This is a genomic window from Sphingomonas taxi (genome assembly GCF_000764535.1).
GTDB classification, from domain to species: Bacteria; Pseudomonadota; Alphaproteobacteria; order Sphingomonadales; family Sphingomonadaceae; genus Sphingomonas; species Sphingomonas taxi.
Map to the genome: position 1 here is coordinate 1,235,217 of NZ_CP009571.1, position 21,909 is coordinate 1,257,125.

The window sequence follows — 21,909 nt, forward strand, 5'->3', positions numbered from 1 at the left end:
GGTCAATATGCGCCGCCCAGCGCGCGGATCGTGTCGGTCGCGGCCTGCAACTGGCGGCTGCGCAGGTCGAGCAGCGCGCGCTGCGCGTCGAGCGCGGCGGTCTGCGCGGTGACGACGTCGAGATAGTCCGCGGCACCGTCGCGATAGCGCGTCAGCGCGAGATCGCGGGTGCGCGCCGCGGCGTCGGCCGCGACATGCTGATCCTTCTCCTGCGCGGCGAGCAGGCGCTGTGCGGACAGGTCGTCCTCGACCTCGCGGAACGCATCGAGCACGGTCTGGCGATAGGTCGCGACGGTCTCATCATAGTCGGCACGGGCGATGCGGACGCCCGCGCGACGCCGGCCGCCGTCGAACACCGCCAGCGCCGCCGACACCGGGCCGAGCGCCCAGAAGGTGTTGGAGGCGCTGAACAAGGCGCCGGTCGCCGCCTGGAAGCCGCCCGACGCGCCGAGCGTCAGCGACGGGAACAGCGCCGCGCGGGCGACGCCGATCCGCGCATTGGCGGCGGCGACACGGCGTTCGGCCGCGGCGATATCGGGGCGGCGCTCGACCAACGTCGAGGGCAGGCCGGCGGGGATCGCCGGCGGTGCGAGCTGGCGATCGACCACCGCGATCGTCACCTCCGCGGGCGGGCGGCCGATGAGGACGGCGATCGCATGCTCGTCGCGCTGGCGGGCGATCGCCACCGACGACAATTCCGCCCGTGCGCTCGACAATTGGCTCTGCGCGCGGCTGACGTCGATGCCCGAGGCGATGCCGCCGCTGTGGCGCGTGTCGGTGAGGCGGAAGGCGCGCTCGAACGCGGTCACCGTCTCGCGCAGCAGCACGATCCGCGCGTCGAGCCCACGCATGTCGAAATAAGCGGTGGCGAGTTGCGCCTGCAAGCCGAGCCGCAGCCCGGCGACATCGGCCTCGCTGGCCTGCGCGGCGGCGGTGCTGGCGCGGATCGAATTGCGCACCCGGCCGAATAGATCGACCTCGTAATCGAGCGACGGGCCGACCGTCGCCACCGTATAGGTCGCGGCGGAATCGGTCGGCGACAGCGGCCGTCCCGCCGAGACGCGCTGGCGCCCCGCCGATGCGCCGACGCCGATCTCGGGATACAGATCGGACCGGACCTGACGGACGAGTCCGCGCGCCTGTTCGTAGCGCGCCGTGGCGGCGGCGAGATCAAAATTGCCCCCCGCGATCTGCTCCTCAAGGCCGTCGAGCGTCGCATCGCCGAACGCCTGCCACCATTTGCCCGCGGGCGGCACCGCAGCGCCCGCCGTCTGCCAACCCGCCGCTTCCTTGAATGCGGGCGGCATCGTCGCGGTCGGCCGGCGATAATCGGGCGCGGTCGAACAGGCGGCGATCGCCAGCGCGGCGACGGTGGCGAGCAGGCTTTTAGTGTCTGGCATCGACCGGCGCCTTGGCTGTCCCCGTCACGCGTACCGGATCACCCTCGGCAAGCGAATCGGGCGGGTTGTCGATCACGTCGTCACCCCGGTTCAGCCCGGCGCTGACCTCGACCGTCGCGCCACGATCCTGACCGATCGTGATCGTGCGCAGATGCGCGCGACGGTCGGCACCGACGACCGCGACCTGCGTGCCTTTCTGGCCGATGATCAGCGCGCTCGCCGGCAGCGTCAGCGCATTGCCGCCGCTCGCCAGCGGGAAGCTCGCCTGCGCATAGGCGCCGGGCTTGAGCGCGCGATCGGGATTGGCCGCCTGTACCTCGACCAGCACCGTCCCCGACGCGGGATCGACCGCATCCGCGGTGCGCGTCAGCTCGGCGTCGAAGCGGCGGCCGGGATATTCGGGCAGCGCCAGCGTGACGTGCTGGCCGCGATGGACCTGCGCCGAATAGCTTTGCGGCACGCGGACATAGGCGCGGATGCGGCTGACGTCGGCGACGGTGAACAACGGCGTCGATCCCGCGGTGCCGGCGGTGACCAAGGCGCCGACATCGGTGGCGCGGCTCGTCACCACCCCGGCGAAGGGCGCGACCAGCCGCGTGAACCCCTGGGTGAAGCGCAGCCGCGACACGTCGGCGCGCGCCGCCTCGGCGACCGCCGTCTTGGCGGCGAGATCGCCGATCTTCTCGTCGGTCTCCTGTTTCGAGACCGCATCCTCGGCGAGCATCGTCCGCCAGCGCGTCGCGGTGGAGGCGGCGAGCTGGCGATTGGCCTGCGCGGTCTGGAGGTTGGCGCGCGCCGCGGCGAGCTGCTGGTCGACTTCCGGCGCGTCGAGCACCGCGAGCACCTGCCCCGCCCGCACGGGATCGCCGATATCGACGTACCAGCGCCGGACATAGCCGCTGGTCCGCGCGAAGATCGGCGCGCTGTTGAGCGCCTGCAACGCCGCCGGCAGCGACAGATTGCCCTGCGTCGTCGCCGCCGCCGGGTGCAGCACGGTGACCTCCGGCGTCGATTGCGCGTCGGTCCAGCTCGCGAGCCGATGCTCGGCGCGCGAGCGGATCGCGATGCCGGCCCCGGCGACGCCGACCGCGAGCAACGCCGCGCCGATCACGATCGGGCGCAGCGGCTTGCCGGCGCGCTGCACGGCCTCCTGCTCAGCCATGGACTTCCTCCAGACGATTTGCCTGCGGTGCGGCGGCCGCGGCGCGGCGGCGGTGCACGAGGCTGAAGATGACGGGTACGAACAACAAGGTGGCGAAGGTCGCGACGACCAGCCCGCCGATCACCGCGCGGCCGAGCGGCGCATTCTGCTCGCCGCCCTCGCCCAGTCCCAGCGCCATCGGCAGCATGCCGATGATCATCGCCAGCGCGGTCATCAGCACCGGGCGGAAGCGGGTCATTCCCGCCTCCAGCGCCGCCGCGGTCGCATCGCCGAGGTCCGCGAGCCGTTCGCGCGCGAAGCTGACGACGAGGATCGCATTGGCGGTGGCGACGCCCATGCACATGATCGCGCCGGTCAGCGCCGGCACCGACAGCGTCGTGCCGGTGACGAACAGCATCCACACGATCCCGGCAAGCGCGCCGGGCAGCGCGGTGATGATCACGAAGGGGTCGAGCCAGCTCTGGAAATTGACGACGATCAGCAGGTAGATCAGCAGCACCGCGCCGATCAGCCCGAAGCCGAGGCCGGAGAAGGCGCTGTTCATCGTCGCATATTGGCCGCGCAGCGTGACGGTCGCGCCCTTGGGCGCCTGATCCTTCAGCGAGGCAAGGACCGCGTTGATATCGCCCGACACCGCGCCGAGATCGCGGTCGTTGGGGGTCGCGAAGATGTCGACCACCGGCGCGATATTGTAATGCGAGATTACCGCCGCGGCGGTGCTGCGCCGGATCGTGCCCAGCCCGCCGAGCACCTGCGCCGGTCCCGCGCTGCCCGACACCGGGATGTTCGACAGATCGTCGATCGAGCCGACCCGATATTCCGGTGCCTGCGCGACGACCGGATAGGACACGCCGTTTTCCGGGTTCAGGAAGAACACCGGCGCGGTCTGCGACGTACCGGCGAGCGAATTGGCGACGCTGGTGGTGACGTCGCGCTCGGTCAGCCCGTATTGGCCGATGCGGCTGCGATCGACCGCGACGTCGAGCTGCGGATAGCGCGCCGATTGCTGAATGCGCGCGTCGGCGACGCCGGGGATCGCCTGGATGCGGCGCAGGATCAGCCGCGCATAAGCGGCATTGGCCGCGGCATCCTTGCCCGCCACCTGGATATCGATCGGCGCCGGCGCGCCGAAGTTGAGGATCTGGCTGGTGATGTCGGCGGGCAGGAACGAGAAGGTCGCGCCGGGAAAGTCGCGCGGCAGCTGCTCGCGCAAGCGGCGGACGTAATCCGCGGTCGGCGCGTGATCCTCGGAGAGCTGGATCAATATGTCGCCGTCCTGCGGCCCGACCGTGCCGGAGTTGTTGTAGGTGGTGTTGATCGAGCTGACCGGCAGGCCGATGTTGTCGACCACCGAGACGAGCTCGTTCGCCGGGATGATCTGGCGGATGCGGCGCGCGATCCGGTCGAATTGCGCCGACGTATCCTCGATACGGCTGCCGACCGGCGCACGGACGTGCAGCGCCATCTGGCCGGCATCGACCGCCGGGAAGAAGTTCTGGCCGAGGAACGGCACCAGCAGGAACGACAGCAACGTCACCGCGAGGAAGCCGATCACGAACGGCCGCGGCGTCGCCAATGCGCGTTCGAGCAGCCCGCCGTAGCGCGTGCGGATCGCCTCGAACCGCGCCTCGAACCCGCGCTGGATGCGGACCAGCGGATTGCGCGACTGCGGCGTGCCGGCGCTATGCTGGTCGTGATCGTCGCCGGCGCCGTGCGGGCGGAGCAGGTACATCGCCATCGTCGGCACCAACGTGCGCGACAGGATGAAGCTGGCGATCATCGCGAACACCACCGCCAGCGCCAGCGGCACGAACAGGAAGCCGGCGACCCCCGGCAGGAAGAACATCGGCACGAAGACGATGCAGATGCACAGCAGGGAAACGAAGGCGGGCGTGACGATCTGCGCGGCGCCGTCGAGGATCGCGGTCCGCACCGGCTTGCCCTGTTCGAGATGCCAGTTGATGTTCTCGATCGTCACCGTCGCATCGTCGACGAGGATGCCGACCGCGAGGCTGAGGCCGCCCAGCGTCATCGTGTTGAGCGTATTGCCGGTGATCGCCAGGCCGATGATCGCGGCGAGGATCGCCAGCGGGATCGAGATCGCGATGATGACAGTCGAGCGCCACGAGCCGAGGAACAGCAGGATCATCAGGCTGGTCAACGCCGCGGCAATCGCGCCTTCCTTGACCACGCCCTCCACCGCCGCCTTCACGAACAGCGACTGGTCGCCGATCGGCACGATCTTGAGCCCGGGCGGCAGCGTCTCCTCCAGCTTGGGAAGCGCGTCCTTGATCCCCTGCACGATCGCCAGCGTCGAGGTCGCGCCGTTCTTCAGCACGGTCATGATGACGGAGCGCGCACCGTCGACGTGGACGACGTTGGTCTGCGGCGCGGAGCCGTCGCGGACGTGCGCGACGTCGCGCATGTAGATGGTCGCGCCGCCGACGACCTTGATCGGCAGGTTGTTCAGTTCCTCGACGCTGCCCGGCGCGTTGTTGAGCCGCACCGCATATTGGAAGCCGCCGATCTTGGCGAAGCCCGCCGGGTTGATCTGGTTCTGCGCGGCGATGGCATTGCCGACGTCCTGCGCCGACAGCCCCTTCGACTGCAACGCTTGGGGATCGAGGTCGATCTGGATCTGCCGCTGCCGCCCGCCAGACGGATAGGGGATCGCCGCGCCCGGCACCGTCACCAGGCCGGGGCGGATCTGGTTGCTGGCCAGATCGAACATCTGCCCCTCCGACAGGCCCTTGCCCGACAGAGCGAGCTGGACGATCGGCACCGTCGAGGCGCTGTAATTGAGCACCAGAGGCGGGGTGATGCCGGGCGGGAGCTGCTTGAGCACGGTCTGCGAGACCGAGGTCACCTGCGCGGTGGCGGTGCGGATGTCGGCGCCGGGCTGGAAATAGATCTTCACCACGCCGATGCCGGGCAGCGACTGGCTTTCGATATGATCGATGCCGTTGACCGTGGTGGTCAGCACGCGTTCGAACGGGGTGATGATCCGCCCCGACATCTCGTCCGGCGACAGGCCGCTATATTGCCACGCGGTGGCGATCACCGGCACGCGGATGTCCGGGAAGATGTCGACGGGGGTGCGCAGCGCGGCGAGCACGCCGACGATGCCGATCACGATCGCCATCACCACGAAGGTCAGCGGGCGCGCCAGCGCGGTGCGGACGAGACCGATCATGGCCGCCCCTGCGCCGGGGCGGCGGGCATTCTCAACGCAGCGTGGGACACGACCTGCTCCATCGGCTTCGAACCGCAGCGCAACCGTTGCTGCACCGCAGCGATTGCGCGGTTAACCATGCGCTTGTCCAATATCGGTTTACGCCGGATTGAGACGTAGTAGATATGGATCATGGAACTTCGCCATCTCCGATATTTCATCCAGGTCGCCTCCGATCTGCATTTCGCGCGGGCGGCGACGCGGCTCGGCATCTCGCAGCCGCCGCTCAGCCAACAGATCCGCCAGCTCGAAGAAGAGATCGGCGTGCGATTGTTCGAACGGACCAGCCGCCGCGTCGCGCTGACCCCCGCGGGCACATTGTTCCTCGACGCCGCGCGCGAGACGATCCGCCAGGCCGATCGCGCGGTGGAGATCGCCCGCCGTGCGGCGCGCGGCGACATCGGTGCGCTGAGCATCGGCTTCAATCCGTCGGCACCGTTCATCCCGCCGGTCGCGCTGGCGATCAACGCCTACCGCCGCACCTATCCCGACGTGCAATTGTCGCTGACCGAGATGGGCGCGCCCGACCAGATCACCGCGGTGGAGAGCCGCGCGCTCGACATCGGCTTCGTCCGCCACTTCGGCCCGCCGGCGCTGCCCGAGGGGGTCGCGGCGACGCGGCTGCTCAGCGAGGGGCTGTTCGTCGCGATGCGCGCCGATCACCCGCTCGCGACGCGCAGCGCGCTGCGGCTGGCGGATATCGCCGGTGAGCCGATGGTCGTCTACGGCCGCGACCGCAGCGGCTGTTTCAGCGACCGCATCTTCGCGATGATCCGCGAGGGCGGCGGCGAGCCGGTGGTCGCGCAGCGCGTCGGCGAAGCCTCGACCCTGCTCGGCCTCGTCGCCGCGGGGGTCGGTGTGACGATCGTCGCCGCGTCGCTCTGCGCCTTGCAGTCGACCGGCCTCACCTATCTGCCGCTGCTCGACCCACAGGCGCGCACCGACATGTGGCTGATCCACCACCGCCAGTCCGCCACATTGCCCTGCCGCCATTTCATCGCGATCGTCGAGGAAGGCCTCGCCGCGGATCACGCCGTCGCGGCATAACCCGCCCGGCACGCCTGCAATTCCGCCCGCAGCGTGGCGATCAGCGCCGCCGCCGGCATCGGCCGTGCCAGCGGCGCCCCCTGCCCGGCCCATTGCGCGCCGAAGCCGTGCTCGCCCCGCGCCCGCGCCGCGGCATGCAACGCCTTTCCGGCATCATAGGCGATGGGGTAATCGGGCGGCCGCCGATCGGTGACGAGCGCGGTGAAGCGATTGGCCAGCGCCCGCGCCGGCCGCCCCGAGACCGCCGCGGTCATCCGCGTATGATACGCCCCCGGCCCCGCCAGCGCCGCCCGATAGGCGTCGTCCGCCGCCGATTCCGGGCAGCCGACGAACGCGGTGCCGAGTTGCGCCGCCACTGCACCGAGATCGAGCGCCGCGGCGATCCCGGCGCCGTCCATAATCCCGCCCGCCGCGATCACCGGCAGACGCGTCTCGCGCACCAGCAGCCGGGTCAGCGCGACCGTGCCGAGTTCGTCGTCGGGCGCCGCGGGGTCGAAGATGCCGCGATGTCCGCCGGCCTCGATCCCCTGTGCGACGACGGCGTCGATCCCCGCCGTCTCGATCGCCCGCGCCTCGGCGAGGCTCGTCGCGGTCGCGAGCAGCACGATCTCCCGCCCCCGCAATGCGGCGATCGTCTCCGGCGAAGGCAGGCCGAAGTGGAAGCTGACCACCGGCGGCGCCACCTCCAGCAGCATCGCCAGCATCTCGGGATCGTCCGCGAAGCTGCGATAGATCGTCCGCAGCGTCGCCGGCGGCGTCGCGCCGAATTCGGCGAAAAAAGGCGCGAGCGCCGCCAGCCATGCCGCCTCGCGCGCCGGATCGGCCCGCGGCGTGCGATGGACGAACAGATTGACGTTGAACGGCCGCCCGGTCGCTGCCCGCACCGCCGCGATCATCGCGCGCGCGCCCGCGGCATCGGTCGCGCCGACGCCGATCGAGCCCATCGCCCCCGCCTCGCACACCGCCGCGGCCAGTGCCGGCGTCGACACGCCCGCCATCGGCGCCTGGATCAGCGGCACCGAACATCCGAACCGATCGAACCACGTCATCCCTGCCTCCCGTCACGCGATCTCGGCCATCTCCACCACGCGATGCTCGCGTGCGCTGATCTCGGCCGCGGTGCCAATCGCGACCGCGCGCAGGCCGTCCTCGGCGCTCACCAGCACCGGCCCCTCGCCGCGCACCGCCGCGGCGAAGGCGAGATGCTGGTAATAGGTCGCGCCCTCGTGCGATCCGGCGGCGCGCGCGGTCGGATCGACCGCAACCCGCGTCCGCTCGACCCGCTTCGGGTTGCCGAAGCCGACGCGCGGCGAGAACACCAGCTCGCCCGGCGGGATCAGCACGTCGAGGCGCGCGGCATCGCCGGTCGCGCTCATCTCTTCCTGATGCTCGGCGCCGTCGGCGAACATCGACAGATCGAGCATCGCGCGCACGCCATTGGCGAAATCGACCGTGGTGAAGCTGTTGTCGATGATGTCGGGCGCCTCGCCGGCATAACGTTCGTCGCGATGGTTGACGTCCATCGCGCCCGAGCAATGGACGCGCACCGCCTCCGCGCCGACGATCAGCCGCATCAGGTCGAAGAAATGGCAGCATTTCTCGACCATCGTGCCGCCGGTGTTGCGCGCGAAGCGGTTCCAGTCGCCGACCTTGGGCAGGAAGGGAAAGCGGTGCTCGCGGATCGACAGCATGTGCAGCCGGCCGACGCGGCCGGCATGGATCTGGTCGATGAACGCGGCGGCCGGCGGCATGAAGCGATATTCCATCCCCGTCCAGAACGGCCGCGCGCGTCCCGCCGCCTGCGCGACGATCCAGCGCGCGTCGGCGATCGTCGTCGCCAGCGGCTTCTCGCACAGGATCGCCGCATCCATGCCGAACAAGGGCTCCAGCACGGCGCGGTGGGTGTGATTGGGCGCGGCGACGACGATCGCGTCGACCGCCGCCTCGCGCGCGAAGGCGGCGACATCGTCATAGGCGGCGACACCGGCCGCCTGTTCGCCGAGCGCGTCGCGCGCCCAGCCGAGCGAGGTCGCCACCGGATCGACGATCGCCACCACCTCCGCGCCGGGAACGAGCGCGATGTTGCGCAGATGCTCGACGCCCATCATCCCCGTGCCGACCACGGCGTATCTGATCGCGGCTACCATCGCTTGCCTCCCTATGCCATGTCGCCGGTCATGACGACGCTGCGCCTTTCAAGCCAACCCCGCCCGCTCGGCAAGAGCGATATCCTCGTTTCGCCGATAGCCTGGGGCATGTGGCGGCTGGCCGGAGACGACCTTGCCGCGGTACGGGCGCGGATCGACGCCGCGCTCGAAGCTGGGATCACCCTGTTCGACACCGCCGACATCTATGGCGCCGACCAGCCCGCCGGCTTCGGCTCGGCCGAGACGCTGTTCGGCCGCGCGCTCGCCGAGGCGCCAGCCCTGCGCGACACGATGGTGATCGCGACCAAAAGCGGCATCCGCCCCGGCATTCCCTATAACAGCAGCGCGCCCTATCTGGCCGCCGCGCTCGACGACTCGCTCGCGCGGATGCGGATCGACCACGTCGATCTGTATCAGATCCACCGGCGCGACCTGCTCACCCACCCGCAAGAGGTAGCGGCGGCGCTCGACCGGATGGTCGACGCGGGCAAGGTCCGCGCGATCGGCGTCTCCAACCACAGCCCTGCCGAAGTCGATACGCTGCAAGCCTTCCTCGGCCGGCCGATCGTCAGCGTCCAGCCCGAATTCTCGCCCCTGCACGTCGCGCCGCTGTTCGACGGCACGCTCGACCAGGCGATGCGGCACGATCTGGCGGTGCTCGCCTGGTCGCCGCTCGGCGGCGGCCGGCTCGCCGACGGCAGCCATCCCGCGGCACAGGTGCTGGCGGCGCACGGCGCGCAGTTCGGCGTCGACGCCGCGACGACTGCGCTCGCCTGGGCGATGGCGCATCCGGCGCGGATCATCCCGATCGTCGGTTCGCAGACGCCGGCGCGCATCCGTGCCTCCGCCGATGCCTATAAGGTCGAATGGACGCGCACCGCCTGGTACGACGTGTTGCAGGCCGGCATGGCGGAGCGGCTGCCATGACCGCGCGCGGCCCCTGCGAGATCAGCTGGTTCTCGGCCTTGTGCGACGACGATTACGAATTCCTCGGCGTCCCCGATCCCCGGCTGCAATCGAGCTTCGACCATTGCCGCGACATCGTGTTGCAGGCGGAAAGCGGCGGCTTCGACAACGTGCTGCTGCCGTCGGGCTATGCGCTCGGCATCGACACCACCGCCTTCGCCGCGGCGATGGCGCCGCTGCTCCGGCGGATGCGGATGCTGATGGCGGTGCGGATCGGCGAAAGCTGGCCGCCGCAGCTCGCCCGCCAGATCGCGACGATCGACCAAATGCTCGGCGCCGGCGCCGGCGGGCTCGCGCGGCTGGCGATCAACATCATCTCCAGCGACCTGCCCGGCGAGACGCTGGCGAGCGGCCCGCGCTACGCCCGCACGCTGGAGGCGATGACCATCCTGCGCACCCTGCTCGACGGCAAGCCGCTCGATCATCAAGGCGAATTCTGGCAGCTCAGGATCGATCCGCCGCGGATCGGCACGGTCTCGGGCCGCTGCCCGCCGCTCTATTTCGGCGGCCTGTCGGAGGCGGCGCGCGAGGCGGCGGCGCAGGGCTGCGACGTCTATCTGATGTGGCCCGACACGATGGACGGCGTCCGCGCGATCGTCGCCGACCTCCGCGCGCGGGCCGAGCGGCATGGCCGCACCCTGCGCTTCGGCTATCGCGTCCACGTCGTCGTCCGCGAAACCGAGGCGGAGGCGCGCGCCGCCGCCGACCGCTTGCTGTCGAAGCTCGACGACGACACCGGCGCGGCGATCCGCGCCCGTTCGCTCGACTCGCAATCGGCCGGCGTCCGCCGCCAGGCCGAGCTGCGCGAGGAAGCGGTGCGGCAGGACGGCTATGCCGAGGCCAATCTGTGGACCGGCATCGGCCGCGCCCGCTCGGGCTGCGGCGCGGCGATCGTCGGCGATCCCGACCAGGTGCTCGCCAAGCTGGCGGCCTATCGCGACGCGGGGATCGACGCCTTCATCCTGTCGGGCTACCCCCACGCCGCCGAAGCCGACCTGTTCGCCCGCCACGTCCTCCCACGCATCGACCACGCGCCGCTGGTGGTGTGAGGCCGATCGTTCGATCCGTCTCCTTATCAAAATCGTCACCCCGGACTCGTTCCGGGGTCCACCGGGCCGCAGGGGAAAAGTGTCGTCTCAAGCCTTTCTCCTCGCCGCAAGGTGGACCCCGGAACACGTCCGGGGTGACGGGGTAAGCTTGGAAGACGACCGGCTCGCACGAGCGTCCATAGGCGATAGCCCTCCCGCCGGGGGAGGATTTTTCTTCAGCCCCTGAATATCGAAGCCGTTAGCCCTGAGCCTGTCGAAGGGGCGGGTGACTCCCACCGCGCTTCGACAGGCAAGCCCCCAACGCGCTGGCGACGCCCGCGCAAAGCGCGTATGGCGGCGCCATGCTCCAGCCTAGTGCCGCCTTCCTCTCGCGTGCCCGGCCACGCAGCGTCGCGCGGTGGCTGTTCGTCGTCGCCGGTCTCATCGTCGCGATGGTCGTCGTCGGCGGGATCACCCGGCTCACCGAATCGGGCCTGTCGATCACCTCGTGGAAGCCGATCAGCGGCATCGTCCCGCCGCTGACCGAGGCGCAATGGCAGGCCGAATTCGCCGGCTATCGCCGCATCCCCGAATATGCCGCGTTCAACCAGGGGATGACGCTGACCGGCTTCAAAAACATCTTCTTCTGGGAATATGCGCATCGCCTGCTCGGCCGGATCATCGGCCTCGCCTTCGCCGCGCCGCTGCTGTGGTTCGCGATCCGCAAGCAGATCCCCGCCGGCTACGGCTGGCGACTGGTCGCCCTGCTCGCGCTCGGCGGCTTCCAGGGTGCGATCGGCTGGTGGATGGTCGCCTCCGGCCTGTCGGTGCGCACCGACGTCAGCCACGTGCGGCTCGCGATCCACCTGCTCACCGCGCTCACCATCCTCGCCGGCATCGTCTGGACCGCGCTCGACCTGCGCGCGCTGCATCGCAGCCCCCTCGCCCATCCGGCGCGGCTGACCGGCGTCGCGATCGCCGCGCTGGCGCTGCTCGTCGTCCAGCTCCTCTATGGCGCGTTCACCGCCGGGCTCGACGCCGGCTATGCCTTCGCGAGCTGGCCGCTGATGGGCGATGCGCTGTTCCCCGCCAACGTGCCGATGGTCGATCCGGGCTGGCGCAACGCGGTCGACAATCCGGTGGTCGTGCAGTTCATCCACCGCTGGTGGGCGTTCGTCACCGCTGCCGGGCTGGTCTGGCTGGCGGTGCGCGCGACGCGCACCGGCGCGAAGGCGGGCTGGTGGGTGATCGCGCTGGTCGCGTTGCAGATCGTGCTCGGCATCGCGACGCTGCTCAGCGGCGTGCAGATCGACCTCGCCGTCGCGCATCAGGCCAATGCCGCCCTGCTGCTGATCGCCACCGTCTTAGCCGCCCATGCGGTGGGTCGCCAAACGGCCTGAGCGAGCCCATGGTATTATTTTACCCGTCAGCAAAGCCGCGCTTTGCTTGACTTTCGGGGGGCCATCCAGCAGTAGCGCGGTCAATCACGCCGTCCTCCGGGGCGGCGTGCATCGTTTCAAACTGGAAGGTCCAACGCCATGAAGGCGCTCATGAAGACCACCAAGTCGGCCAAGCCGCACGAGGTGGAGAAGAAGTGGCATATCGTCGATGCCGACGGCCTGGTGGTCGGTCGCGCGGCGACGATCATCGCCAACGTCCTGCGCGGCAAGCACAAGACGTCGTTCACCCCGCACGTCGATTGCGGTGACAACGTCATCGTCATCAACGCCGACAAGATCCGCTTCACCGGCAACAAGGCCGCGAAGAAGGTCTATTACAAGCACACTGGCTATGCCGGCGGCATCAAGGGCATCACCGCCGCCAAGGTCCTCGACGGCCGCTTCCCGGAGCGCGTTCTCGAAAAGGCCGTCGAGCGCATGATCCCGCGCGGTCCGCTCGGTCGCGAGCAGATGCGCAACCTGCGCATCTTCAAGGGCAGCGAGCATCCGCACGAAGCTCAGAACCCGGACGTTCTCGACATTGGCGGCATGAACCGCAAGAACAAGGTGGGCGCGTAATGACCGACAATCGCCAGTCGCTTTCCGATCTCGCGTCGCTGACGCAGCAGCCCGCTCCGGCCGCCGCCGGCGCGCCCGCGATCACCACCGACGGTGAGGCGCCCGCCGCCCCGACGCAGGTGCTCCCGGTCACCCCGCTGCGCGAGCAGGTCCTCGACAAATACGGCCGCGCCTATGCGACCGGCCGCCGCAAGGACGCCGTCGCCCGCGTCTGGCTGAAGCCGGGTTCGGGCAAGATCACGATCAACGGTCGCGATCAGGAAGTTTATTTCGCGCGTCCGACGCTGCGTCTCGTCATCAACCAGGTGTTCGGCATCACCGAGCGCGAAGGTCAGTATGACGTGATCTGCACCGTCAAGGGCGGCGGCCTCTCGGGCCAGGCCGGCGCGGTCAAGCACGGCATCAGCCAGGCGCTGACCCGCTTTGAGCCGGTGCTGCGCGCCCCGGTCAAGGCGGCAGGCTTCCTAACCCGCGACAGCCGTACCGTCGAGCGCAAGAAGTACGGCCGTGCGAAGGCACGCCGCAGCTTCCAGTTCTCGAAGCGCTAAGCGGTTCGCGAACCACGGTTCCGAAAGGGGCGGTCCGGCAACGGGCCGCCCTTTTTCGTGGGCGCGCTCAGCCCGGCGAGCGCCGGGACCGATAGGAAACGCCTGATTACCCCCGAGCCCCCTCCAGTGCTCCCGCGCAGGCGGGAGCCCAGGGCCAAGTGAAACAACGTCTGATGGCGTGCGTGACTCCTGGGCTCCCGGCTACGCGGGAGCACTGGTAGAGCCTCGTACGGTCTTGCGACCGTCGGATTGGCGAACAAGGCGCAGCGCCCGCTTCAAAACAGCTTGCGCACCGACAGCTTCACGATCCGGCCATAGGGATCGAGGAACGCCGGCTGGAAGCGATAGGGCGTCACGCCATTGCGGTCGCGCACCGCGATCCGGTCGTTGAGGATGTTGTTCACCTGGAGCTGGAAGCTGAGGCTCTTCGCCCAGGTCGCCTTGGTCAGTTTCTCCGCGTCGATCGTACTGTAGAGCGCGAGGAAGGTCCGCGCCGAGAAGCGCAGGTCCGATGCCGCGATCGTGCTGCGGACGCGCGTCGGCGCCTGCCACATGCCGAAGATGCCGCCCTGAACCGGACCGTAGGACCCACCGAACGATCCCTGCGCCTCGTAGCGTGACCGGCCGCCATTGCCGCTGATCGACTGGCCGTCGAGCAGATCGAGCGTCGGCTGACCGGGCTGCGCCAGCAGCCGGTCGTCGATCCGCGCCGTCATGGTGACGAAGGCATAGAGCGACGGCCGCGGCTTGGGTGGTGGCGGTGGCGGCGCGTCCTTGGCCGGCGGCGTGGCGGGCGGTTTCGGCTCCGGGCCGATCATCGTCCAGAGCGACATCTTGCCCTGGATCTTGCGTTCGCGTTCGCGCGCCAGATTGACCGGGCGGACGTCGACGCTGGTCAATTGCCCGGCCGCATCGCGGACGAACCGGTCCGGAAACGCCGATTGCAGCGCCACCGTCACCGCCTGCAGATAGCCGATCTGGCCGTCGATCCGCGTCGCGATATAGTCGAGGTTGAAGCGCAGCTCCTTGCCCTTGATCGGTTGCCACGCCAGCCCGGCGGTATCGACCTGCCGCCGCTCCGGCCCCAGCGCGGGATTGCCGCCCGCGGTCACCGCGACGAGGCCGCTGGTGCCGGTGACGAAATCGAAGAACGGCGCATTGGGAACGATGACCACCGGGTTGGTCAGCAACGCGATATCGGGTGCCGTCTGGCTGACGTTGGTCGAGACGGAGACCTGCAACGGCGCGACCGGCGTCCAGATCAGGCCGAGATTGCGGCTCGCGAGGCTGCCGTAATCGGACACCGCCGACACGCCGAGCGATGCATTGGCGGAAAGCGACCCGATCGCATCGAGCACGCCGCGGCTCGCCGAGGCGATCGGCAGGTCGAGCGCGACGCTACCGCTCTTGATCACCCGACGCAGGTCGAGCAGCGCCGCCGGCGTGTCGGTCGCGACGCCGCCGCTGGACGAACGGGCGAAATCGCCGGTCAGCGTCATCTGCGCATCGCCCGCGGGCAGCGCCAGCAACGGCCCGACCACGGTCGCCTTGCCAACCAGCGTCTGCACCACCGTGCGGCTGCGGCTGACCAGCCGGTCGACGACGGCATTCGCGCCGAGCGGCTGGAACGGATCGGCGCCGGCGTCGATCGCCGCCTGGATCGCGTCGGTCGCGATGCCGCGATCGACCGCGGCGGTGGTCCGCGCCCGATCGTAGCTGCCGGTCACCGTCCAGATCCACCGCTTCAGACTGCCCTGCACGGTGCTGCCGGCATGAAGCGAGAGCGCCTGCGTCCGCTGACGCAGCGTCCCCGCCTCCGGCAGATAGCGATAGAGCAGCACGTCGGTGGCGAAGGGCGACGCCGGATTGCCGGCAGGTACCCGCAGCACCGCGGTCGGCAGGCCCGCCAGCCCGACGCCGCGCTGCGCCTCCATCGTCAGGTTGAGCGATGCGGTCACCGTCTTGCCGATCGGCACCGACTGCGTGCCGTCGACCCGCAACTGATCGCGGCTCGCGAGCGACTGATAGGGCGCCAGATCGGTGACCCGGGGAACCCCCGCGGCGTAACCGGCGAGCGTGCCGCGCGCGACGGAATCTCCCGGCACCGCCGCCGCGGTCACCGCCCTGCCCGCCAGCGCATCGAGCGCCGGATCGATCGCACCGCCGCCGTTGCCGGTGACGTTGCCGGTCAGGTCGAACAGGTTGCTCGCATCCGGCACCGTCGACCGCCGCGCCCCGGACAATGGGTCCTGCCGGTCGTAGTTGATCGTCACCGAGGTGCGGCGCGCATCGTCGAGCCGCGTCGAGCCGAGTTCGAGCGCGGCGGTGCTCGCGCCGCCATCGGTGGTGGTGCCCGCGCCCTCCTCCACCGCGAGCGAGCGAAAATGCTTCTTGGTGATGAAGTTGGTCACCCGCACCGTCGGCGGAAAGCCGAACCGCGCCGATTCCTGCTCGGGCAGGATCTCGGTCCGCTCGATCGCCTCGGGCGGCAGCGTCCGCAGCTCGCCATAGCCAGAAATCCGCCGGCCGTTGAGCAGGAACACCGGATCGGCGCCGCTGTTCGAGGTGGTCAGCGGCTTGAGCAATTTGAGGATGTCGTCGATCCGCGTCGCGCCCAGCGCCTTGAGCGCCTGCGCGTCGAGCACCGCGACCGGCGCAGCATCGCCGATCACCGACCCGCGCAGCCGTTCGCCGGTGATGACGATGTCCTGCGGCGTATCGTTTCGGGTTGCCGGCGCCGCAGCCTCCTGCGCCTGTACGGCCGGGGCGGTCGCCAATAGCGCCACGCCGGCGAGCCGATATCCTCTCCCGACCGCCATCCCCCCCCCGACCTTCCCCGCCGCCCGCGTCGAAAGACGAAGACTATGGAGCGAAAGACGAGGTGACAAATCGATTGTGCGATCGTCTTGTTCGCGCAGGACAGTTCAGCGCCGAAACTTGACGATATCGGCGATTATCCGCGGTAGAACACCAACGCGACTACGACGATCAGCAGCGATACGATCAGCAGCACCGGCACGCGCCGCGCCCTACGGCCTGCCGCGGCGGCCTCGTAGGCATCCATGTCGAAATAGAAGCGCCCCGCAGCCGGCATGCGGATCGACCCATCGGCGATCATCGCCGCGAACGCCTTCGCCTCGCGGCCCGCGGCGGGGGTGAAGGGCATCGCATCCGACGCGGTCACCGCCCGCGCCTCGACGAAGCGCGGCGCGATCGTGCCGTGGACCAGATAGCGGTCGCGCACCGTGCCGCGTGGCTCGACGCGGGTCAGCCGGCCGCTCATCGCCGCTTGCCCTGGTGGCGGACGTTCGCCGGGCGGCCGCGATGCTTGATGACGCGATCCTTGCGCCCCGACCCGACGTGCCGCGGTCCGGGTGCCGCGCCCTTGCCGCCGGGCAGTTCGAAGCGCAGCGCGCCCGACACCGGATTCGCCTCCGCCAGCCGCAGGTCGATACGCTGGCCGAGCGTATATTCCTCGCCGGTCTGCTCGCCGATCAATTTGCGTGCCGCCTCGTCGAAACGGAAATATTCGCCGCCCAGATCGCGCACCGGCATCAGCCCGTCGCCACCGATCCCCTCGACGGTGGCGAAGAAGCCGTAATTCTGCACGCCGGTGATCCGCGCCGACAGCGTCTCGCCGACCTTCTCGGCGAGATAGGCGGCGACATAGCGGTCGATCGTGTCGCGCTCGGCCTCCATCGCACGGCGTTCGAGGCCGCTGATCGTCTCGCCGATGACGTCCATCGCCGCCGCGTCGGTCTGGCCCAGCCCGCCCTCGCCGAGCCGATAGGCGGACACCAAAGACCGGTGGACGAGCAGATCCGCATAGCGCCGGATCGGCGAGGTGAAATGCGCATAGGAACCGAGCGACAGGCCGAAATGCCCCTGATTGGCCGGGGCGTAATAGGCCTGCGTCTGGGTGCGCAGCACCTGTTCCATCACCTGCGGCCGGAAATCGGCGTCGCCGACGCGGTCGAGCACGTGGTTGAACGTCGCCGGGCGGATCACCTGCCCGAGTGCCAGCGGCACGTCGAACGTCTCCAGATAGTCTTTGAGCGCGACCAGCTTCTCGCGGCTCGGTGGTTCATGGACGCGATACATCACCGGTGCCTTCTTCGCCTCCAGCGCCTTGGCGGCGGCGACGTTGGCGGCGATCATATAATCCTCGATCAGCCGGTGTGCGTCGAGCCGTTCGCGCGGCGCCACCGACATGATCCGCCCCATCTCGTCGAGCACCACCCGCCGCTCGGGCAGGTCGAGATCGAGCGGCTCGCGCGCATCCCGCGCCTTGGCGAGCGCACGCCAGCAGGCCCAGAGCGGCGTCAGCACGTCGATCATCCGCCCCTCGCCGGCGTCGATCATCGCCTGCGCATCCTCATACGCCAGGTTCGCCGCGATCCGCACCCGCGCGCGCGTGAAGCGCCAGCTCTTGAGCGCGCCCGACTTGCCGACCTGCAAATGGCAGACCAGCGCCGCGCGATCCTCGCCCTCCTTGAGCGAACAGACTTCGGCGGACAGGATCTCGGGCAGCATCGGCACGACGCGGTCGGGGAAATAGACCGAATTGCCGCGCCGCCGCGCCTCGCGATCGATCTCGGACCCCGGCCGCACGTAGAAACTGACGTCGGCGATCGCCACCACCGCCTGCCAGCCGCCGGCATTGGCGGGATCGTCGTCGGGCGCCGCCCAGACCGCATCGTCATGATCGCGCGCATCCGCCGGATCGATCGCGACGATCGGCAGATGCGTCAGATCCTCGCGATCGTCGCCGAGCGGCTGCTGCGACACGCGCGCCGCCTCGTCGAGCGTATCGCCGGTGAACACGTCGGGGATGCCGAGCTTGTGGATCGCGATCAGCGAGAAGCTGCGCGGCGCGAACGGATCACCCAGCCGCTGGACGACGCGCACGCTGATCCGCGGCGGCCGGCCGGTCATCTCCGTCATCACCAGATCGCCCGCCTCGGCGCCGCCGGTGTCGGAGACGGGAAATTCGCGCCGGTCCTTCTTCTCGACCCCGGTCAGCCAGAACCGCTCCCCCTCGCGGCGCAGCACGCCGAGCACCTGTTCGGACGCCTTGGCGAGCACCTTCATCGGATGCGCGATCCAGCCGTTCCCGGCCTCCTCGGTCCGCGCGAGGATGCGCTCGCCGATCCCCAGCGCGCCCCGCTTGCGTTCGCGGACGCGCAGCCGCGGCGGCGGCGTTTCCGCCTCCCAGCGATCGGGCACCGCCCAGACGTTGCCGCCGTCGTCGACGTCGGCGACGCGCAGCACCGTGACCTTGGGCAGGCCGCCCATCTTGTGGAAGGCGCGGCCGGGGGCGCCGTCGATCAGCCCCTCGTCGGCCATGTCCTTGAGCATCGCCTTCAGCGCGATCTTCTCCTGCGCGGTCAGGCCGAACGCCTTGGCGATCTCGCGCTTGCCGGCGGGAACGTCCGAGGTTTCGATGAACTGGAGGATCTGCGCCTGCGTCGGCAGGCCGGGTCTGGTCTTGTTTTTCACAGACCAGAGATAGGGACTGCACCCGCCGCCGTCATGCCCCAACTTTGCGCGGACGCGCCGGAGGGTCTACAGGCGCACGATGCCGCCGATCCGCGTTTGTGCGCTCTACCGCTTCACCCCCTTCCCCGACCCCGCGGCCTTGCAGGCGCCGCTGCTCGCCGCCTGCGAGGCCGCCGGCGTGCGCGGCACGTTGCTGCTCGCGCGCGAGGGGATCAACGGCACGATCGCCGGGCCGGATGCGGGGATGGAGGTGGTGCTGACGCATATCCGCGCGCTGCCCGGCTGCGCGACGCTCGACGTCAAGGAAGCGCGCGCCGACGCGATGCCGTTCCACCGCACCAAGGTGCGGCTCAAGCGCGAGATCGTGACGATGGGCGAACCCGCGATCGACCCGCTCGACGCCGGCCATTACGTCGATCCGGCCGAATGGAACGCGCTGATCGCCGATCCCGCGACCCTGGTGATCGACACGCGCAACGATTACGAGGTGGCGGTCGGCAGCTTCGCCGGTGCGGTCGATCCGCAGACGCGCACCTTCCGCGAATTCCCGGCGTGGTTCCGCGAACATCGCGACGAACTGCTCGCCGGCACGAAGCAGGTCGCGATGTTCTGCACCGGCGGCATCCGCTGCGAGAAGGCGACCGCCTTCCTCAAGGCCGAGGGCGTCGACGACGTCTTCCACCTCAAGGGCGGCATCCTACGATATCTCGAGGACGTGCCGGCGGAAGAGAGCCGCTGGCAGGGCGAATGTTTCGTCTTCGACGAACGCGTCGCGGTCGGTCACGGCCTGACGCCGGGCACCCACGGCCTGTGCCGCGCCTGCCGGATGCCGGTGTCGCCAGCCGACCGCGCCTCGCCGCTGTTCGAAGAGGGCGTCAGCTGCCCACGCTGCCACGCCGCGCGCAGCGAAATGGATCGCGCCCGCTATGCCGAACGGCACCGCCAGGCGCTGCTCGCCGAGGCGCGCGGCGAGGCGCATGTCGGCCGGCGGTACGAAGAGGACGCCTCTCCTTCCTGAAGTCAGCGGCCGGGGTGTCCCGCGTTAGAGATGCGTCTCACGACCGTGCGTCGCACCGTCGCATGTCGCTCCCCCGCTCGCCAAGCATACTCCGTCACCCCGGACTCGTTCCGGGGTCCACGCCGCGGCGAGGAGACTAGCTTGAGGGGAAACCATCCTCTTGCGGCTCGGTGGACCCCGGAACAAGTCCGGGGTGACGAGCTTTTGGACGAGCCCGATCGAGCCTCATCCTCCCGCCCCTCCTCTAGGAGGGCTGAACGGCTTACCGAGACGCCTCAATAGCTCCGTGCGAGCAGCACCCGTTCGACCGCCGGTTCTCCAGTGAACACGCAGGCGCCATCCGCCACCGCCGCATCGGACGGCGCGTTGCGGATCGTCAGCTTGAGCGCCTTCAGCCGCTCGACCACCGCGTCAAGCGCCGCGCCGGTCGGCCGCGCCCATTGCACCTCGACCCAGCCGGGATTCTTCACGCCCTCGGCGAAATGCGCCTCGACCGCAGCAAAGTCCCCCGCCGGCACGATCGCCGCCTGCATCCGCGCCCGCGCCTCGTCGTGCAGCGCCTGCTGGATCGCGGCGAGCAGCGCCGGCGCCTCCGCTTCGAAATCGCCGCGCGCCATCACCTGGCTATCGAGCTTGCCGTCCTCGCGATACAGCCGGTCGCGGCGGATCACCGAGACGTTGCCGCCCGCCATGTCGCGCCCGCCGATCTCGATGACGATCGGCGCGCCCTTCTTCACCCAGCCCCAGCGCTTGGTCGCCGCCTTGGCCGGCTTGAGGTCGAGCAATGCGCGCACCGGCTCGCCGAGCGCGGACAGGCCGGCGAGGTTCGACTGGATGTCCTTGGCATAGGCGATCAGCGCCTCGTCCTCGGGCTGATCGCGCAGCATCGGCACGATCACGATCTGCCACGGCGCGATCCGCGGCGGCACGCGCAGGCCGTCGTCGTCGCCATGCACCATGATGACGCCGCCGATCATCCGCGTGCTGACCCCCCAGCTCGTCGTATTGGCCAGTTCCAGCTCACCGCTGGCGTTCTGGAAGCGGATGTTCTGCGCGTGCGCGAAATTGGTGCCGAGGAAATGGCTGGTCCCCGCCTGCAACGCCTTGCCATCCTGCATCATCGCCTCGATGCTGTAGGTCGCGACCGCGCCGGGGAAGCGCTCGTTCTCGGGCTTCTCGCCGGCGACCACCGGCAACGCGAGGCAGTCCTCGGCGAAGCTGCGATAGACTTCGAGCATCTTGCGCGTCTCGTCGCGCGCCTCGTCGGCAGTGGCGTGGGCGGTATGGCCCTCCTGCCAGAGGAACTCGCTGGTGCGCAGGAACATGCGCGTCCGCATCTCCCAGCGCACGACGTTCGCCCATTGGTTGATCAGCACGGGCAGGTCGCGCCACGACTGCACCCAGCGCGCGAACGCCGTGCCGATCACCGTCTCCGAGGTCGGCCGCACCACCAGCGGCTCCTCGAGCTTGGCGGCGGGATCGGGCATCAGCCCGCCCTTGCCGTCGGGGATCAGCCGATGGTGGGTGACGACCGCCATCTCCTTGGCGAAACCCTCGACGTGTTCCGCCTCCTTCTCGAAATAGGAGAGCGGGATGAACAAAGGGAAATAGCAATTCTCATGGCCGGTCGCCTTGATCCGGTCGTCGAGCAGCCGCTGGATCCGCTCCCAGATGCCATAGCCCCACGGGCGGATGACCATACAGCCGCGCACGCCCGATTCCTCGGCAAGATCGGCCTCGGCAATGACGGATTGATACCAGGCGGCGAAGTCGGCGTCGCGCGTGACGGAAAGAGCGTGCTTCATGGCGTGGACGCCTAGCCAAAGCGCTTCGGCGCGTCACCC

At 69.6% G+C, this 21,909-nt stretch carries 17 protein-coding genes; 7 read left to right on the forward strand and 10 right to left on the reverse strand.

The genetic code is table 11. From position 1 onward, the window contains the following. Positions 1 to 2: 2 nt before the first annotated feature. From MC45_RS05520 to MC45_RS19225, 4 genes are read right to left on the reverse strand one after another with little or no spacing between them, the layout of a single operon-like run. Positions 3 to 1,400, reverse strand: coding sequence for an efflux transporter outer membrane subunit (locus tag MC45_RS05520; RefSeq protein ID WP_038660534.1), 1,398 nt, complete (start codon positions 1,398 to 1,400; stop codon positions 3 to 5). Further along, positions 1,387 to 2,562: an efflux RND transporter periplasmic adaptor subunit gene (locus tag MC45_RS05525; protein WP_038660537.1), complete on the reverse strand. Its 1,176-nt coding sequence runs from the start codon at positions 2,560 to 2,562 to the stop codon at positions 1,387 to 1,389. Before MC45_RS05525 ends, MC45_RS05520 begins: the two co-directional genes overlap by 14 nt. Next, positions 2,555 to 5,755, reverse strand: coding sequence for an efflux RND transporter permease subunit (locus MC45_RS05530; protein ID WP_038660540.1), 3,201 nt, complete (start codon positions 5,753 to 5,755; stop codon positions 2,555 to 2,557). The genes MC45_RS05525 and MC45_RS05530 overlap by 8 nt, the downstream gene beginning before the upstream one ends. Continuing rightward, positions 5,752 to 5,928, reverse strand: coding sequence for a hypothetical protein (locus MC45_RS19225; RefSeq protein WP_156143780.1), 177 nt, complete (start codon positions 5,926 to 5,928; stop codon positions 5,752 to 5,754). The genes MC45_RS05530 and MC45_RS19225 overlap by 4 nt, the downstream gene beginning before the upstream one ends. Between MC45_RS19225 and MC45_RS05535 the strand changes: the two genes are divergently transcribed. Further along, complete coding sequence (locus MC45_RS05535; protein WP_038660543.1) at positions 5,927 to 6,841, forward strand: LysR substrate-binding domain-containing protein; 915 nt, start codon at positions 5,927 to 5,929, stop codon at positions 6,839 to 6,841. The two genes, MC45_RS19225 and MC45_RS05535, sit on opposite strands and share 2 nt — an antisense overlap. Here the strand turns inward: MC45_RS05535 and MC45_RS05540 are convergent. Both MC45_RS05540 and MC45_RS05545 read right to left on the reverse strand, forming a co-directional pair. After that, the gene (locus MC45_RS05540) at positions 6,823 to 7,890 is read right to left on the reverse strand and encodes an NAD(P)H-dependent flavin oxidoreductase (protein ID WP_038660546.1); all 1,068 of its coding nucleotides are present in this window, start codon (positions 7,888 to 7,890) and stop codon (positions 6,823 to 6,825) included. The genes MC45_RS05535 and MC45_RS05540 overlap by 19 nt on opposite strands. A 12-nt stretch (positions 7,891 to 7,902) precedes the next feature. Then, positions 7,903 to 8,988 (reverse strand): Gfo/Idh/MocA family protein, encoded by a 1,086-nt coding sequence (locus tag MC45_RS05545; RefSeq protein ID WP_179944562.1) that lies wholly within the window; start codon positions 8,986 to 8,988, stop codon positions 7,903 to 7,905. A 30-nt stretch (positions 8,989 to 9,018) separates the two neighbouring features. Here MC45_RS05545 and MC45_RS05550 point away from each other — a divergent pair, with 30 nt between their 5' ends. The 5 genes from MC45_RS05550 to rpsI all read left to right on the forward strand — a co-directional run bounded on the left by MC45_RS05550 (position 9,019) and on the right by rpsI (position 13,548). Continuing rightward, on the forward strand, positions 9,019 to 9,915 hold the full coding sequence (locus tag MC45_RS05550) for an aldo/keto reductase (protein WP_038666561.1): 897 nt from the start codon (positions 9,019 to 9,021) through the stop codon (positions 9,913 to 9,915). Then, positions 9,912 to 11,003: an LLM class flavin-dependent oxidoreductase gene (locus tag MC45_RS05555; protein WP_038660549.1), complete on the forward strand. Its 1,092-nt coding sequence runs from the start codon at positions 9,912 to 9,914 to the stop codon at positions 11,001 to 11,003. Before MC45_RS05550 ends, MC45_RS05555 begins: the two co-directional genes overlap by 4 nt. A gap of 341 nt (positions 11,004 to 11,344) precedes the next feature. Continuing rightward, the gene (locus tag MC45_RS05560; RefSeq protein WP_038660552.1) at positions 11,345 to 12,382 is read left to right on the forward strand and encodes a COX15/CtaA family protein; all 1,038 of its coding nucleotides are present in this window, start codon (positions 11,345 to 11,347) and stop codon (positions 12,380 to 12,382) included. Positions 12,383 to 12,520: 138 nt separating this feature from the next. After that, positions 12,521 to 13,000, forward strand: coding sequence for a 50S ribosomal protein L13 (gene rplM, locus MC45_RS05565; RefSeq protein WP_038660554.1), 480 nt, complete (start codon positions 12,521 to 12,523; stop codon positions 12,998 to 13,000). Continuing rightward, positions 13,000 to 13,548 (forward strand): 30S ribosomal protein S9, encoded by a 549-nt coding sequence (gene rpsI, locus MC45_RS05570; RefSeq protein ID WP_038660557.1) that lies wholly within the window; start codon positions 13,000 to 13,002, stop codon positions 13,546 to 13,548. Before rplM ends, rpsI begins: the two co-directional genes overlap by 1 nt. Positions 13,549 to 13,823: 275 nt before the next feature. Here rpsI and MC45_RS05575 read toward each other — a convergent pair whose 3' ends face one another. The 3 genes from MC45_RS05575 to MC45_RS05585 form a co-directional block, all read right to left on the reverse strand. Next, complete coding sequence (locus tag MC45_RS05575; RefSeq protein ID WP_245640848.1) at positions 13,824 to 16,334, reverse strand: TonB-dependent receptor; 2,511 nt, start codon at positions 16,332 to 16,334, stop codon at positions 13,824 to 13,826. A 167-nt stretch (positions 16,335 to 16,501) separates the two neighbouring features. Beyond that, entirely contained in the window at positions 16,502 to 16,831 is a 330-nt protein-coding gene (locus MC45_RS05580) for a hypothetical protein (RefSeq protein ID WP_038660563.1), read from the reverse strand. Continuing rightward, positions 16,828 to 19,047 carry a ribonuclease R family protein gene (locus tag MC45_RS05585; RefSeq protein ID WP_038660566.1) on the reverse strand — a complete coding sequence of 740 codons (2,220 nt, stop codon included), beginning with the start codon at positions 19,045 to 19,047 and terminating at the stop codon, positions 16,828 to 16,830. Before MC45_RS05585 ends, MC45_RS05580 begins: the two co-directional genes overlap by 4 nt. Positions 19,048 to 19,126: 79 nt before the next feature. On the opposite strand from MC45_RS05585, the gene trhO reads away from it, so the two are divergent. After that, a complete protein-coding gene (gene trhO, locus MC45_RS05590) occupies positions 19,127 to 20,065 on the forward strand; it encodes an oxygen-dependent tRNA uridine(34) hydroxylase TrhO (RefSeq protein WP_038660569.1) in 939 nt (312 codons plus the stop codon). A gap of 275 nt (positions 20,066 to 20,340) precedes the next feature. Here the strand turns inward: trhO and proS are convergent, their stop codons facing one another. Then, a complete protein-coding gene (gene proS / locus MC45_RS05595) occupies positions 20,341 to 21,870 on the reverse strand; it encodes a proline--tRNA ligase (RefSeq protein WP_038660572.1) in 1,530 nt (509 codons plus the stop codon). Positions 21,871 to 21,909 lie beyond the last annotated feature (39 nt).